Below are 14217 nucleotides of genomic sequence, written 5' to 3' on the forward strand. Positions count from 1 at the left end.
GCGACGACCTGGCGACGATGTTCTGCAAGCGCGTGGCGATGAAGATCAAGAAGGCCAAGGCGGAGCTGGAGGAGATCCGGCTCGCCGAGCGGGAGATCGTCGAGGCCCTGATCGGGAACTACCGCACCGTGCTCAAGCACATCGACGAGGGCGGCCCGGCCCAGGAGGCGTTGGGGAAGGCCGCGGCGATGACCGCCGAGGCCCGTCAGGCTCTGGAGGGCCTGGACGAGGAGGCGTCGGTGGACGGGGTCGCCGCGCGGCTTGAGGGCAGGGTCTCCCCGGCAGTCCTCGACCTGGTGAAGGCACAGATGGTGCAGGCCAGCGGGTTCGGCGCGGTCACGAAGGCCGTGGAAGGCTTCGGCGGGTTCGCCAAGGAGTACGAGCAGATCGAGAAGGTCTCCGCTCACCACGGCAACTTCTGGGAGGTGCTGCTGTACGGGCAGATCGGCCGGGACAGGGCGGTGATGTTCGACCTGGCTGAGAAGTTGGAGTTCACCGCGACGTCGGAGGACGGGCGGGTACTGGACGCGCTCGCGCACGCCCGGCGGCACCAGGCGGCGCGCGGCGAGTACATCAGCGCCCTGGGCGAGGACGGCCGCGCGGTGGACATCTCCTTCGCCACCCAGAACTGGCAGAAGGCCGTCCTCGACAAGACCCGGCCTGGGCGGTTCGTCCGCAAGCACTTCGAGGCGATGGTCTTCACCGCGCTCGCCGAGGAACTGCGCACCGGCGACGTCGCGGTGGTGGGCTCCGAGGAGTACGCGGACTGGTCCACGCAGCTGCCGGCCTGGGAGGCCGTCGAGGAGAAGCTGGCGTCCTACCTGGTGGAGGTCGGCCTGTGTGAGGAAGGCGAGGCGGGCGAGTTCGACGCTGCCTTCTTCCGCCGGCGGCTGGAGGACAAGCTGCGCGACGCCGCCGCTGCGGCGGACGCCGGGTACCCGGACAACGAGGGCCTGGTCAACGACTCGGAGACGGGCATCCCGTCGCTCAAGGCGCACCGGGCGGAGGGGCAGCGACCGTCTGCCAAGCGGCTGGAGGAGGAGATCAAGGCCAGGATGCCGGAGCGCTCCCTGATGGGGATTCTGGCCCGCACGGCGTACTGGGTGGAGTGGTGGCGCCGGTTCGGCCCGGCCTGCGGCAACGAGCCCAAGCTTCAGGACCCCTTCGGCAGGTATGTGATCACCACGTTCGTCAAGGGCGCCACCATGGGCCCGTACGAGGCCGCCCGCCACATTCCCGGGGTGAGCGGGCACGAGCTGGCGTACACGGCGAACCGGCACGTCTCCCTGGTGCTGCTCAACGAGGCGATCGCAGACCTGGTCAATGCCCACGCCCGCCTCGACATCTCCCAGGCGTGGGGCGACGGCACCGCGGTGGCCGCCGACGGCACCCACATGGACACCTACCTCGACAACCTGCTCGCCGAGACGAGCGTGCGGTACGGCAAGCCGGGCGGGATCGCCTACCACCACGTCTCGGACACCTACATCGCGCTGTTCACGCACTTCATCCCGTGCGGGGTGTGGGAGGCGGTCTACATCATCGAGGGTCTGCTGAAGAACACGTCCGAGGTGAAGCCGACCCCCGTGCACGCGGATACCCAGGGCCAGTCCCAGCCGGTGTTCGCGCTCGCCCACCTGCTGGGCTTCCGCCACCTGATGCGGGTGGCCGTCTCCGTACGCGAGGGCGCCATCTCTTCTTCCACGCTGCTCAAGCGGCTGCGGTCGGGCTCCCAGAAGAACGCCACCTACGCCGCCTTCCGCGAGGTCGGCCGCGTGATCCGCACCGTGCAGCTGCTGCGCTACCTCTCGGACGCGCCGCTGCGCCGAACCGAACCCGAAAGCGGACCTTCTCCGATACCTGCAAGAGGCGCGTGACGCCCTGTTGTGGAAGCTCGATGGGAACCCGTCTTTGAACTTCGAGTTGCTGGCCGGGCGAGTCTTCCGACGCGAAACCCAAAGTGGTGCCGTTCGCCAAGCATGGCGAACGGCACCAGAGGGCGAGGAGGAGAACTACTTACCCAGCCAGTAGCGGACGGCCATCCGATCTACGCCACCTTCTCGGGTGAATCCGGCTTCCGCTCGGTCGCCAGCCGGGATCAACTGTCGGGCGGCCTGTCGGAGGCCAGCCAGCGCCACGACTTCGGCGGCTCGGGGCCGCGGCGCGGTCGGCAGTCAGAACCCGTATGTGAACCCCTCTCACGGGGCTGCTGAAGCTGGATGAGGCTAGTGCCCCGTGGACGACGGCTCATGTGCCACGTGCGGTGCCCGAGTGGGGGCGGCCTGCTTGACGAGGCGCCATGGAGATCGGCCCGCTCCGGACCGCCCGCTCGCCGGTACCGATCGAGGGCACGCCCGCCACGCACCTCGTGGGCCTGTTCAGATACAGATCGGCCTGTTCAGATGCAGATCACGATCTTCCCTCGGGTGCGCCCACGCTCGGCGTGCGCGTGGGCGTCGGCGATCCGCTCCAGGGGGTAGGCCTGTTCGATACGGGGTGTGTAGCGGCCTTGCCCGCCCAGTTCCGCCGCCGCGGACAGGAGAGTGGAATCGTTCTCCGCGTTGACCACATGCGTGCCCAGGCGCTGCCCGCCCGCGTGGTCGGCGACCGTCGCGACGCGCTTCGGGTCACCTGTGATCGCGACGAGGTCGTCCAGCGATCCGGAGGCCGCGGTGTCGAGCACGATGTCGACTCCGCGCGGGGCGAGAGCGGACAGACGCTGCGCGAGGCCGGGGCCGTAGGTGGTGGGAACGGCGCCGAGTGCGGTGAGGAACTCGTGGTTGCGTTCACTGGCTGTCCCGATCACAGTGGCACCTTGCGCCACCGCGATCTCGACCGCTGCGCTGCCCACGCCTCCGGCGGCGCCCTCGACGAGAAGGGTGCGCCCCGCGAGGGAGCCGAGCGCGTCGAGCCCACGCATCGCGGTCACTGACGCGAGACCGGCACCAGCGGCCTGCTCGTCGCTCCACGTGGCGGGGGTGTGCGCCCAGGCCGAGAGGATGAGCAGCTCTGCGGTCGCCCCGGTGACACCGCCCAGTCCGAAGACACGGTCGCCGATGCTCACCCCCTGCACCCCGTCGCCGATCTCGTCGACCACACCGGCGCCGTCGCGCCCGGGAATGGCGGGCAGCTCCAGCGGAATCAGCTGGTGCAGGGCGCCGGCGCGCAGCTTCCAGTCGATGGGATTGACGCTGGCCGCCGCGACACGGACACGGATCTCACCGGGTCCGGGGTGGGGGTCGGGGGCCTGCTCGATCACCAGGCTCTCCACTCCGCCGTATTCGTGGAACCGGGCTGCGCGCATAATGGTCTGCCTTACTTTGACGGGCCGGAATGACGTGTTCATCCGACGCTCGTCACTCTAGAACCTGACGTTGACGTGAGGTGCAAGCCGCAACTGCCGCCCGGCCGGAGGAGGGCAGGCGCGGATGGGCGAGGCTGCCGAGCGGGCGGGGGTGAGCGTGGGGGCCTGCGCCACTACGAGGGATCACGCCGCCCGTCACGGTCGACACCCATGTGCCCTCGGGTCCGCCACCCGGGTCATGATCAATCTCGGCGCCGGCAACGGTTCGATCAGCCCCCAGGGCTGCCCCCCGGAGCCGGTATCGCTAGCCTGAACTTGACGTCAACGTGAGGTACGAGCGGGAAGGGAGTGACCTGCGTCATGCGCATCGGACAGCTTGCCAGGCGGTCAGGGGTCAGCGTGCGGGCCCTGCGCTACTACGAGGAACAGCGGCTCCTGGAATCGGCGCGGACGCCCGGTGGGCAGCGTGACTATCCCGACGAAGCCCTGGAGCGGGTCCAGCTCATCCAGGACCTCTTCGCGGCCGGCCTCTCCAGCCGTACCGTCGTCGAACTCCTGCCGTGCGTGAGCACCGGCGTCGCGACCCCCGCCATGCTCGACCAGCTCATCATCGAACGCGACCGCATCGCCGCACGCATCCAGGACCTGACCCGGGCCAAGACCAAACTCGGCCGCGTGATCGAGAATGTGACCGCGGCGAGCGTGGCGCGGGACTGATCAGCCCGTCGCGAGGGGTGGGGCCCCGACCTATCCGGCATCTACCGGGCACTGGCCGGCCACGGGAAGCCCCAGGCATATCCGGAGGCCGTCGAAACAACGCGATCGGTCACGTCCCGTAGATCACCCTGCGAGGCCGCACGGACCCCGCAGGGCCTTCAAAAAACCCTTCAAAAACCCGGGTGCTTCAAGAACCTCGGACCACCGTTTTCTCACATGATCTGGGGTCATGAGCGCTCTTCCGGAACCGTCCGGTCACCCCGAATTCCTCGTCGCCGAGCCGCTCGTCCGCACCGAGATCAACATCGGGTACGCACGGGTGTCCAGCGGCGGACAGAAGCTCGACCGGCAGATCGACGCCCTCACCTCCGCCGGATGCCGGAAGATCTTCTCGGACAAGAAGTCCGGCAAGAACGCGCTCCGCCCGGAGCTCAAGGCGTGCCACGCCTTCCCGGGCACCCTCTACAACCACATCCCCGACCTGCGCGACCTGCGCGCCGTCCCCCGCCAACTGGAGGCCGGCTCATGAGCAAGACCCCCCGGACACCGGCCGTCCAGGCGCTGACCGTCGGCGAGTTGTGCCAGGCCCTGGCGGCGCACGACGACACCCCGCTCCGCGTCAACGTCCCCGACGAGGAACACCCCATGGATGTCGCCGACGACCGGTACGTTGCCACCGCGGCCGAAGTGGACAAGGGCACGCAGAGCGATCACCCGTATCACTTCACCGGCCGCAACGGTGCACGTCCCTCATGGGTGCCGTCCCAGATACAGCAGATGACGGCGCAGGGTCGGCTCGACCTCAAGCCTGTTCGCCGAGTCAGGCCGGGCCTTCACAGCTTCAAGATCATTCCATGGCCCCTTTTGGGCTCGCCTCGGCGATACCCCTGGACGCCCCGCACCTGCCCGAGCTGGCCGACCAGCGCGCCGACACGGGGTTCGGGAGACGGTCGGCGCTGCTCGAACTGGGCGTGGACAGACGGGCGTTGGAGGAGTAGCTGACGGCGGCGGACGTCGTCGTCACCGGGTATCGGCCGGGGGCCCTGGACCGGTTCGGGCTGTCGCCGGAGGCGTTGGCCGAGCGGCGGCCCGGGGTGGTCGTGGCGCAGTTGTCGGCGTGGGGCGCGGCCGGGCCCTGGGGTGGGCGGCGGGGCTTCGACAGCCTCGTGCAGGCGGCCACCGGGATCGCCGTCGCCGAGGGGTCGGCCGAGCGGCCGGGTGCGTTGCCCGCGCAGGCCCTCGACCACGGCACGGGGTATCTGCTGGCGGCGGCCGTGCTGCGGGCCCTCACCGAGCGGCACGAGGAGGGCGGCGGCCGGTGCGTGCGGGTGGCGTTGGCCCGGACCGCCGGGTGGCTCCAGCACGGCATCGCACCGGACGCGGAACCGGGAGCGCCGGACGCCGGTCCTGACAGCTGGCTGGCCGAGCGGGACAGCGCGCTGGGACAGCTGCGGTACGCGCTGCCACCGGTGTCCTGGACGGGCGGCCCGGCCGACTGGGCGGGTCCGCCGACGCCGTGGGGCACGGACCCCGCCCGCTGGACGTGAGCCCGCGCGCGGGGCGGCCACAGACCCGCCCGTCGACGTGCTGCGTCCGGCAACCCCGTTCAGGGGCGGGTCAGTCGGTGGTGACGAGGACCTTGAGGGCGGTGCGTTCGTCCATCGCGCGGTAGCCCTCGGGGACGCCCTCCAGGTTGACGGTGAGGTCGAAGACCGGGGAGGCGTCGACGGTGCCGTCGAGGACGTCGGGGAGGAGTTCGGGGAGGTACGCGCGGACCGGCGCGACGCCGCCGCGCAGGGCGACGTTCCGGTTGAACATGACCCGCAGGTCGACTCCGGTGCCGCTGCCGTGCGGGGCGCCGACGTAGCCGATGGCGCCGCCGTCGCGCGCGATGTTCACGGCCGTGCGCATCGACTGCTCGGTGCCGACGGCCTCGACGACGGCGTGCGCGCCCTGGCCCCGGGTCAGTTCGCGGACGGCCTCGACGGCGGCGTCCCCGCGTTCGGCGACGACGTCGGTGGCGCCGAAGCGGCGGGCGAGGTCGGTGCGGGCCTGGTGGCGGCCGAGGGCGATGATCCGCTCGGCGCCCAGGCGTTTGGCGGCGAGGACGGCGCACAGGCCGACGGCGCCGTCCCCGACGACGGCGACCGTGGCGCCGGGTACGACGCCCGCGCCGAGGGCGGCGTGGTGGCCGGTGCCGAGGACGTCGGAGAGGGTCAGCAGGGAGGACAGCAGGTGGTCGTCGGAGGCGGCGTCCTTGGGCAGTTGGACCAGGGTGCCGTCGGCGAAGGGCACCCGGACGGCCTCGCCCTGGCCGCCGTCGTAGCCGACCGCGCCCCAGAAGCCGCCGTGCTCGCAGGAGGTGGTGAGGCCCTCACGGCAGTAGTCGCAGACGCCGTCGGACCAGGTGAAGGGTGAGACGACCAGGTCACCGCGGCGCACCGAACCCACCTCGGAGCCGGTCTCCTCGACGATCCCGAGGAACTCGTGCCCGATCCGCTGCCCCGGCTTCCGCTCCGCCTCGCCCCGGTACGCCCACAGGTCGCTGCCGCAGATGCAGGCGCGCAGCACCCGCACCACGGCGTCGGTGGGCAGCTGCACGACCGGCTCGGGAACGTCCTCCACGCGCATGTCGAACGGGGCGTGGATGGTGGTGGCGCGCATGGCGGGGTCCTTCTGGTGCGGTGATCCGGTGCGGCTGATGTCGTGCGGGCGCCCGGAGTGTGGAGGGGGCACGCACTTCACCGTACGCCGTCGCGGCCGCCCGGCGCGCAGGGGGCGCAGGTCAGGCGCCCGCCGCCCCCAGGAGCGCCCCGGCCGCGTAGGTGACGCCCATCGCGAGGGCGCCGCCGAGGACGTTGCGCAGGACCGCACGGGCGGGTGCGGTGCCGCCGAGCCGGGCGCTGCTCCAGCCGGTGAGGGTGAGGGCGGCCAGCACGCAGCCGACGGTGACGGGCAGCCGTCCGCCGGCCGGGGGCAGGACGATCGCCAGCAGCGGCAGCAGGGCACCCGCCGTGAACGCCAGGAAACTCGCCCACGCGGCGTGCCACGGGTTGGTCAGCGCGTCGGGGTCGATGCCCAGCTCCACGCGCGCGTGGGTGCGCAGAGCGTCCCGTTCGGTGAGCTGGACGGCGGCCTCGTGGGCGACCTGCCGGGACAGCCCCCGGGCCTGGAGCATCTCGGTCAGTTCCTCCAACTCGGCGTCCGGCTGCTCGCGCAGTTCGCGCCGTTCGGTGGCGAGGGCGGCGAGTTCGGAGTCGCGTTGCGCGGAGACGGACACGTACTCGCCGGCGGCCATCGACATCGACCCGGCGAGCAGTCCGGCGAGCCCGGCCGTCAGCAGGGCCGCGCGGTCGTCGGTGGCCCCGGCGACGCCGACGACGAGTCCGGCGGTGGAGACGATGCCGTCGTTCGCACCGAGCACAGCGGCCCGCAGCCAGTTGAGCCGGGAGCCGAGGGCACCGTCGTGGGCCTCGCCCGCGTGGGTCGGTTGGGTCATACCGGGAGGATGACACCGGCGGGGCCGACGACGCCGTATCGACGCTCCCCGCGGGCCGGGTGACGGGCCGACCGGAACGGCGTGTCCGACGGCCGTTCAACGGTCGTCCAGGGGACGGAAGTTGACTCGGGTGCCGGTTCCGCTCGCGCGTACAGGCGTGCCCGGCGTCACCACGCTGTGCGAACGGGCCCTCGGGGTACGGTCGCTGACCGGCCCTCGGGGACGCGACTGTCAGTGGTGGCCCGTATCCTCGTGGACCATGCTCGAAGACCTCACGACCGCAGCGTCCGCCCCGACTCCGTGGCCGGCCGGGTATCCGCAGGGATACGCGGTCGTCGACGTCGAGACCACAGGGCTGGCCAGGGACGACCGGATCATCTCGGCGGCGGTCTACCGGCTGGACGCGCGCGGTGAGGTCGAGGACCACTGGTACACGACCGTCAACCCGGAGCGCGATCCGGGGCCGGTGTGGATTCACGGGTTGACGAGCGACGTGCTGGCGGGCGCGCCGCTCTTCGCGGACGTCGCCGAGGAGTTCGCGTCCCGGCTCGCGGACCGGGTGCTGGTCGCGCACAACGCGGTCTTCGACTGGCAGATGATCGCCCGGGAGTACGCGCGGGCCCGCCGCGAGGCGCCGGTGCGGCAGCGGCTGTGCACCATCGCGCTCGCCAAGGAACTCGCGCTGCCGCTGCCCAACCACAAGCTGGAGTCGCTGGCCGCGCACTTCGGCGTGGTGCAGCAGCGGGCGCACCACGCGCTGGACGACGCGCGCGTGCTGGCGGAGGCGTTCCGGCCGAGTCTGCGGGCGGCGGCGGCCAACGGGGTCCGGCTGCCGTTGCACGAGTGCCGGCCGCTGACGGAGTGGTCGGACCGGCCCGCGCCGCAGATCGGCAGGCAGGCGTCCGGCGGCTACCGGCAGACCAGTTGGCGTCCGGCGCGCAAGCGTCCGGTGTGCCCGTACCCGAACCCCGGCCGGTACGAGGACGGCAAGCCGCTGCGGCAGGGCATGCGGGTGGCGTTCTCCGGGGACACCTCCGTCGAGCGTGACCTGCTGGAGGACCGGGCCGCCGAGGCCGGTCTGCATGTGGCGACGAGCCTGTCCCGGCTGACCAGTCTGCTGGTGACGAACGACCCGGACTCGGGCACCTCCAAGGTCGTCAAGGCCCGCCAGTTCGGCACCCCGGTCGTCGACGAGGCGGCCTTCGGGCAGCTCCTGCGCGACGTGGCCCCGGCCGACGAGTGAGCCGTTGATCCCCGGTGTCTGACGGCGACCGCCCACGCGCCGGGGCCGACGACGAACCGCCGGAGCCCCGCACCCGGCGAGGCGGTACCCGGGCGAGAGGGGTGGGCGACCGAGTTGTACGGTCGTGGGGTGTACCGCTTCCTGTTGACCCGCCAGTGGGTGATCCTCACGCTCGTCGCGATCGCGCTCGTCCCGACGATGATCGAGCTGGGGTTCTGGCAGCACAGCCGGTACGAGCTGCGCAGCACGCGCAACCAGCGGGTCTCCGACGCGCTGCACGCCGACCCGGTGCCCGTGGAGAAGCTCACCTCCCCCGGGCACGCCGTCGCCACGAAGGACAAGTACCGCACGGTCACCGCGACCGGCACCTTCGAGACCGGCCAAGAGGTCGTCGTCCGGCGCCGCGTCAACGAGGACGACGAGGTCGGCTACCACGTCCTGACCCCGTTCCGGCTGACGGACGGCAAGGTCGTCCTCGTCAACCGGGGCTGGATTCCGTCGGACGCCTCGCAGACCGCGTTCCCGAAGATCCCCGCGCCGCCCGCCGGACGGACCACCCTCACCGGGCGGTTGATGGCCGACGAGACGACCGCGGCGAGCGGCATCAAGGACCTGCGGGGCCTGCCCGACCGGCAGATCATGCTGATCAACAGCGCGGAGCAGGCGCGTCGGCTGCACGCCGAGGTGCTCGGCGGGTACGTCCAGCAGACGGCGCCCGATCCCAAGGGCGGCAGCCCGGAGCAGATCTCCGACCCGGGGCAGGAGGACGCCCCGCTGAACTACGCCTACATGATCCAGTGGTGGCTGTTCGCCGCGGCCGTCCCGGTCGGCTGGTGGGTGCTGGTGCGCCGGGAGCGCCGGGACCGTCTTGAGGCGGCCGCCTCGGCCGCGGAGAAGCCGGCCGAACCCGAACCGGCCGCCGTGTAGCCGATCTCTCACCGGTTCCCTAACCCGCCCGGCCCCCTCGCCTGATTGGCGCACCCGTCCTGCGGGAAACCGCACCCCGTGCATCAGCTCATCGAGGATTACGCCCTCATCGGCGACGAACAGACGGCAGCCCTGGTCGGCAGGGACGGTTCCGTGGACTGGCTCTGCCTGCCCCGGTTCGACTCGGCGGCCTGCTTCGCGCGGCTGCTCGGCGACGAGGAGAACGGCCACTGGAGAATCGCCCCGAAGGGCGTCGACGGCGTCTGCACCCGGCGCGCCTACCGTCCCGGCACGCTCGTGCTGGACACCGAGTGGGAGACCGACGAGGGCGCGATCCGGGTCACCGATCTGATGCCGCAGCGCGATGTCGCCCCCGACCTCGTGCGGATCATCGAGGGCGTCCGGGGCCGGGTCACCGTCCGCAGCACCCTGCGGCTGCGCTTCGACTACGGGTCGATCATGCCGTGGATGCGCAGGTCCGACGGCCATCGGGTGGCCGTCGCCGGGCCCGACTCGGTGTGGCTGCGCACGGTGCCCGACGTGCACACCTGGGGCGAGGACTTCGGCACCCACTCCGAGTTCACCGTGGCGGAGGGCGAGTCGGTGGCGTTCGTGCTGACCTGGCACCCCTCGCACGAGCCGCGACCGGCGATAATCGATCCGCACGAGGCGCTGCGGGCCAGCGTCGCCGACTGGCAGGCCTGGTCCGACCGCTGCCGCTACCAGGGCCCGCACCGGGACACCGTGCTGCGGTCCCTGATCACCCTCAAGGCGCTGACGTACGCGCCCACCGGCGGCATCGTCGCCGCCGCCACCACGTCCCTGCCCGAACAGCTGGGCGGGGTCCGCAACTGGGACTACCGCTACTGCTGGCTGCGCGACTCCACCCTCACCCTCGGCGCCCTGCTGTCCGCCGGTTACGTCGAGGAGGCCGAGGCCTGGCGCAACTGGCTGCTGCGCGCCGTCGCGGGCGACCCCGCCGACCTCCAGATCATGTACGGCCTCGCGGGCGAGCGCAGACTCCCGGAGTTCGAACTGCCGTGGCTGTCCGGTTTCGCCGGCTCGACACCGGTACGGATCGGCAACGGCGCCGTCGACCAGGTCCAGTTGGACGTGTACGGCGAGGTCATGGACTCGCTCTGGCTGGCCCGGCATTCGGGCCTGTCGGGCCGGCCGCACATCTGGTCGCTCCAGCGGGCGCTGATGGAGTTCCTCAGCACGGCGTGGCGGGAGCCGGACGAGGGGCTGTGGGAGGTGCGCGGCGGGCGGCGCCACTTCGTGCACTCCAAGGTGATGGTGTGGGTGGCCGTCGACCGCGCGGTGCGCACCCTGGAGGAACGTCCGGACCTGGAGGGCGATCTGGAGGGCTGGCGGGCGCTGCGCGAGGAGGTGCACCGGGAGGTGTGCGAGAAGGGCTTCGACCCGGCGCGCAACACGTTCACGCAGTCCTACGGTTCCGCCGAACTCGACGCCTCTCTCCTGCTCATCCCCCGCGTCGGCTTCCTGCCCCCGGACGACCCGCGCGTGATCGGCACCGTCGACGCGATCCGCCGCGACCTCGACCACCAGGGCCTGGTCCTGCGCTACAGCGCCGGGACCACCGATGTCGACGGGCTGCCCGGCGACGAGGGCGCCTTCCTCGTCTGCTCGTTCTGGCTCGCCGACGCCCTGCACCTGACCGGCCGCACCGAGGAGGCCAAGGAATTGTTCGAACGGCTGATCGGGCTCGTCAACGACGTGGGGCTGCTGTCCGAGGAGTACGACCCGGTGGCCCGCCGTCAGCTCGGCAACTTCCCGCAGGCCTTCAGCCATATCGGCCTGGTCAGCACCGCCCTCGCCCTGTTCGGCGAGGAGGAGGCAGGATAGGGGCATGGATCTTGGACTGAAGGACCGGGTGTACGTCGTCACCGGGGCCACCCGCGGCCTCGGCAACGCCACCGCGCGTGAGCTGGTCGCGGACGGCGCGAAGGTGATCGTCTCCGGGCGCGACGAGAAGCGGGCCGTGGAGGCGGCGGCCGAACTGGGCCCGAACGCGGTCGGCGTCGGCGTCGACAACGCGGACGCCGACGCGCCCGAGCGGCTGATCTCCGCCGCCCGCGAGCACTTCGGGCGGTTCGACGGGCTGCTCATCAGCGTCGGCGGGCCGCCGGCCGGGGTCACCTCCGACCTCACCGACGCGCAGTGGCAGGGCGCGTTCGAATCGGTGTTCCTCGGGGCGGTGCGGTTGGCGCGGGCGGCGGCCGCGGAACTCGACGCCGGGGGCGTCATCGGGTTCGTGCTGTCCGCGTCCGTGCACGAGCCGGTGCCGGGGCTGACCATCTCCAACGGGCTGCGGCCCGGGCTCGCCGGGTTCGCGAAGTCCCTCGCGGACGAGGTGGGGCCGCGTGGGGTGCGGGTGGTGGGGGTGTTGCCGGCGCGGATCGACACGGATCGCGTGCGCGAGCTGGACGGGTTGTCTGCCGACCCTGCGGCTACGCGGGTGGCCAACGAGTCGCGGATTCCGTTGCGGCGGTATGGGACGCCGGAGGAGTTCGGGCGGGTGGCCGCGTTCTTGCTGTCGCCGGCGGCGTCTTATCTGACGGGCATCATGGTGCCGGTCGATGGGGGGACTCGGCGGGGGGTCTGAGCGGGGGTGAGGCGGGGGTGGGTGTGCGCAGTTCCCCGCGCCCCTTGGGGCGCTTCTGCTCGCGGCGAGTCAACCCACCCGTCTGTCCCCTCCCCCGTTCAGTTGACCCTCTCCGGGCGGTGTTTGGCTGCCTTGATGTGGATTGTTGTGGGGAGGGAGTTCAGGCCGGTTGAGGACTGGGCTGGGGTGAGGGCTGTGGTGGTGAGGGTGTGGAGGGTGGTGCCGGGGTCGGTGTGGGGTTCCAGGAGGAGGCTCACGTGGGCTTCCGGCGCCGTGCGGCGGCCTGTCAGGCGGACGTGGGTCGCGCGGACGCCGTCCAGGTAGGACGTCTGGCCGGCGAGGGCGTCCTCCAGGGCGCGGCCGCGCAGCAGGGCGCTCTCGCCGTCGCCGGTGTCGATCAGGACCTCGCCCAGGCGTCGGCGGCGCAGGACCGCCGAGAGCCACCACAGGGCGAGCAGGACGAGAACCGCGAGGATCGCGAGGACCGTCGGCCACCACCAGCCGTCGGACCGCCAGCGGGTGCGCGCGGCATCGCTGAGCAATACGTCGTGCCGGTCGCCGTAAACCCACCACGCGGGCGGTTTCGCGCCGAGCCCGACGGCCAGCACCGAGCCGCCCGCCAGGAACAGCACCAGTCCGACGAGCCCGATCAGTACCCGGTTCACGCTGCTGAGCACGGTCCTCATCCCTTCTTTCCGGGGCGCCGGACGCGGACCGTGAGCCGGGGCGGCCTGGCCAGGCCGAGGCCCGCGATCGCTTCGGTCAGCGCGGCTTCCAGGTCGGCGCGGACGTCCTCAAGGCCGCGGAAGTGCGAGACGGCGCGGACATCGGCGCGGGTGCGGGTCGTGCGGACCCGGGCCGACTGGACGCCGGACACCTCCATCGCGCGGTCGCGCAGGACCAGGGCGGCCGCGTCCCGGTGCAGCCCCGCGCGGACGTCGGGGTGGAGGTGGCGCATCGGCAGCACCGCGCGCAGTCCCGGCGTGACGGCGAGGACGATCAGCCAGACCCCGAGGGCCGTGACGATCCCGGCGCCGACCAGGACCCAGACGCTGTCCAGGGGCCGTTCGGCGAGTTGCCGGGCCAGGGTGCGGCGCCAGTGCATCGCGGGGTGGTGGGTGCGGACGGCGGCGAGGTCGTAGAGGAACACCCCGGCGGCGGCCAGGAGCAGCAGGGCGAGGAGGCCCGCCGGGACGCGGCGCGCCGACCAGAAACGGCCCTCGGTGACGTCCCCGCCGTCGAACACGGGCGGGGGTGGTGCGGTGCCGGGGGTCCGTTCGACGACCGGCAGTCGTTGTGTGGGGTCGTCCGAGCCCTGGGGCTCGCTCATCGCGTCCTCCCCTGTGCCGCGCCGTGGGCCGGGGCCAGATGCAGCCGCTCCACGTGAACGGCGACCTCCGCGACCTCCATGCCCACCAACGCGCCTACCCGCTCGGTCACTTGTCGACGCACCTCGGCGCAGCGGGCGCCGATGGCGCACGGGTAGTCGAGTTCGAGGTGGACCCGGACGTGGGCGGTGTGGTGGTGGACGACCACCGTGGCGTGCGGGGGCACCGTGTCCGGGGTGAGCGGGCCGATCGCCTCCCGGGCGGCCTGCCCGGCGATCTTGGCGACCACCCGGTCGGCGATCCGGTCCGCGCCCCGCTCCCCCGCCGGGACGACGAGCGGGTCGGTGTCGAGGTCGTCGGGGTCATCGGTCACCGGGGTCACCGGCGTCGGTCGTCACGCGTGCGGAAGAAGTCACCGACGTCCAGGTCACCCTCCAGGAACCGGCCGACGAAGAATCCGACGGCGCCCAACGCGGCCACCAGCAGGAACGCGCCGAAGCCGCCGAAGTATCCGGCGAATCCCAGCGCCATTCCGGCGATCATGCCGACCACGGCCATGTTCATGCTGTGTCC

General features: G+C 72.0%; 13 protein-coding genes and 2 pseudogenes. 8 read left to right on the forward strand and 7 right to left on the reverse strand.

All coding sequences use genetic code 11. The annotated features are described in order from the left end of the window. Window positions 1-1073: 1073 nt before the first annotated feature. Window positions 1074-1772 (forward strand): annotated as a pseudogene (locus ACIQOU_RS31580) (Tn3 family transposase); the annotation flags it as partial. 626 nt (window positions 1773-2398) lie between these two features. Here ACIQOU_RS31580 and ACIQOU_RS31585 read toward each other — a convergent pair. Continuing rightward, a complete protein-coding gene (locus ACIQOU_RS31585) occupies window positions 2399-3304 on the reverse strand; it encodes an NADP-dependent oxidoreductase (protein WP_401542295.1) in 906 nt (301 codons plus the stop codon). Window positions 3305-3664: 360 nt separating this feature from the next. Here ACIQOU_RS31585 and ACIQOU_RS31590 point away from each other — a divergent pair, with 360 nt between their 5' ends. From ACIQOU_RS31590 to ACIQOU_RS31600, 3 genes and pseudogenes are all read left to right on the forward strand, one after another. Further along, window positions 3665-4021: a MerR family transcriptional regulator gene (locus ACIQOU_RS31590; protein ID WP_401542297.1), complete on the forward strand. Its 357-nt coding sequence runs from the start codon at window positions 3665-3667 to the stop codon at window positions 4019-4021. A 229-nt stretch (window positions 4022-4250) separates the two neighbouring features. Continuing rightward, on the forward strand, window positions 4251-4550 hold the full coding sequence (locus ACIQOU_RS31595; RefSeq protein ID WP_401542299.1) for a recombinase family protein: 300 nt from the start codon (window positions 4251-4253) through the stop codon (window positions 4548-4550). A gap of 358 nt (window positions 4551-4908) precedes the next feature. After that, a pseudogene (locus ACIQOU_RS31600) lies at window positions 4909-5568 on the forward strand (CoA transferase); the annotation flags it as partial. A 70-nt stretch (window positions 5569-5638) separates the two neighbouring features. On the opposite strand, the gene ACIQOU_RS31605 reads toward ACIQOU_RS31600, so the two are convergent. Both ACIQOU_RS31605 and ACIQOU_RS31610 read right to left on the reverse strand, forming a co-directional pair. After that, window positions 5639-6685, reverse strand: coding sequence for a zinc-dependent alcohol dehydrogenase family protein (locus tag ACIQOU_RS31605; protein WP_401542587.1), 1047 nt, complete (start codon window positions 6683-6685; stop codon window positions 5639-5641). Window positions 6686-6806: 121 nt separating this feature from the next. After that, window positions 6807-7520, reverse strand: coding sequence for a VIT family protein (locus ACIQOU_RS31610; RefSeq protein ID WP_401542302.1), 714 nt, complete (start codon window positions 7518-7520; stop codon window positions 6807-6809). 259 nt (window positions 7521-7779) lie between these two features. Between ACIQOU_RS31610 and ACIQOU_RS31615 the strand changes: the two genes are divergently transcribed. From ACIQOU_RS31615 to ACIQOU_RS31630, 4 genes are all read left to right on the forward strand, one after another. Continuing rightward, entirely contained in the window at window positions 7780-8763 is a 984-nt protein-coding gene (locus tag ACIQOU_RS31615; RefSeq protein WP_401542304.1) for a DEDDh family exonuclease, read from the forward strand. Window positions 8764-8892: 129 nt separating this feature from the next. Next, a complete protein-coding gene (locus ACIQOU_RS31620) occupies window positions 8893-9690 on the forward strand; it encodes an SURF1 family protein (protein WP_401542306.1) in 798 nt (265 codons plus the stop codon). A gap of 78 nt (window positions 9691-9768) precedes the next feature. Further along, window positions 9769-11556 carry a glycoside hydrolase family 15 protein gene (locus tag ACIQOU_RS31625; RefSeq protein WP_401542309.1) on the forward strand — a complete coding sequence of 596 codons (1788 nt, stop codon included), beginning with the start codon at window positions 9769-9771 and terminating at the stop codon, window positions 11554-11556. A gap of 4 nt (window positions 11557-11560) precedes the next feature. After that, window positions 11561-12316: an SDR family oxidoreductase gene (locus tag ACIQOU_RS31630; protein ID WP_401542312.1), complete on the forward strand. Its 756-nt coding sequence runs from the start codon at window positions 11561-11563 to the stop codon at window positions 12314-12316. Window positions 12317-12414: 98 nt separating this feature from the next. Here ACIQOU_RS31630 and amaP read toward each other — a convergent pair whose 3' ends face one another. From amaP to ACIQOU_RS31650, 4 genes are read right to left on the reverse strand one after another with little or no spacing between them, the layout of a single operon-like run. Next, entirely contained in the window at window positions 12415-13002 is a 588-nt protein-coding gene (amaP, locus tag ACIQOU_RS31635; RefSeq protein ID WP_401542314.1) for an alkaline shock response membrane anchor protein AmaP, read from the reverse strand. Beyond that, window positions 12999-13646, reverse strand: a complete 648-nt coding sequence (locus ACIQOU_RS31640) for a DUF6286 domain-containing protein (RefSeq protein WP_401542317.1) — start codon at window positions 13644-13646, stop codon at window positions 12999-13001. The genes amaP and ACIQOU_RS31640 overlap by 4 nt, the downstream gene beginning before the upstream one ends. Next, window positions 13643-14026: an Asp23/Gls24 family envelope stress response protein gene (locus ACIQOU_RS31645; RefSeq protein ID WP_401542319.1), complete on the reverse strand. Its 384-nt coding sequence runs from the start codon at window positions 14024-14026 to the stop codon at window positions 13643-13645. The genes ACIQOU_RS31640 and ACIQOU_RS31645 overlap by 4 nt, the downstream gene beginning before the upstream one ends. Beyond that, window positions 14023-14208, reverse strand: coding sequence for a hypothetical protein (locus ACIQOU_RS31650; protein WP_401542322.1), 186 nt, complete (start codon window positions 14206-14208; stop codon window positions 14023-14025). The genes ACIQOU_RS31645 and ACIQOU_RS31650 overlap by 4 nt, the downstream gene beginning before the upstream one ends. Window positions 14209-14217: the final 9 nt, after the last annotated feature.

Source organism: Streptomyces sp. NPDC091279, assembly GCF_044757465.1.
Classification (GTDB): domain Bacteria; phylum Actinomycetota; class Actinomycetes; order Streptomycetales; family Streptomycetaceae; genus Streptomyces.

Excerpts from the sequence above, each read along its gene's own strand:
- ACIQOU_RS31590 (WP_401542297.1), top strand. The coding sequence starts at position 3,665 with ATGCGCATCGGACAGCTTGCCAGGCGGTCAGGGGTCAGCGTGCGGGCC.
- ACIQOU_RS31585 (WP_401542295.1), bottom strand. The coding sequence starts at position 3,304 with ATGCGCGCAGCCCGGTTCCACGAATACGGCGGAGTGGAGAGCCTGGTG.
- ACIQOU_RS31640 (WP_401542317.1), bottom strand. The coding sequence starts at position 13,646 with ATGAGCGAGCCCCAGGGCTCGGACGACCCCACACAACGACTGCCGGTC.
- ACIQOU_RS31610 (WP_401542302.1), bottom strand. The coding sequence starts at position 7,520 with ATGACCCAACCGACCCACGCGGGCGAGGCCCACGACGGTGCCCTCGGC.
- ACIQOU_RS31650 (WP_401542322.1), bottom strand. The coding sequence starts at position 14,208 with ATGAACATGGCCGTGGTCGGCATGATCGCCGGAATGGCGCTGGGATTC.
- ACIQOU_RS31630 (WP_401542312.1), top strand. The coding sequence starts at position 11,561 with ATGGATCTTGGACTGAAGGACCGGGTGTACGTCGTCACCGGGGCCACC.
- ACIQOU_RS31595 (WP_401542299.1), top strand. The coding sequence starts at position 4,251 with ATGAGCGCTCTTCCGGAACCGTCCGGTCACCCCGAATTCCTCGTCGCC.
- ACIQOU_RS31605 (WP_401542587.1), bottom strand. The coding sequence starts at position 6,685 with ATGCGCGCCACCACCATCCACGCCCCGTTCGACATGCGCGTGGAGGAC.
- amaP (WP_401542314.1), bottom strand. The coding sequence starts at position 13,002 with ATGAGGACCGTGCTCAGCAGCGTGAACCGGGTACTGATCGGGCTCGTC.
- ACIQOU_RS31615 (WP_401542304.1), top strand. The coding sequence starts at position 7,780 with ATGCTCGAAGACCTCACGACCGCAGCGTCCGCCCCGACTCCGTGGCCG.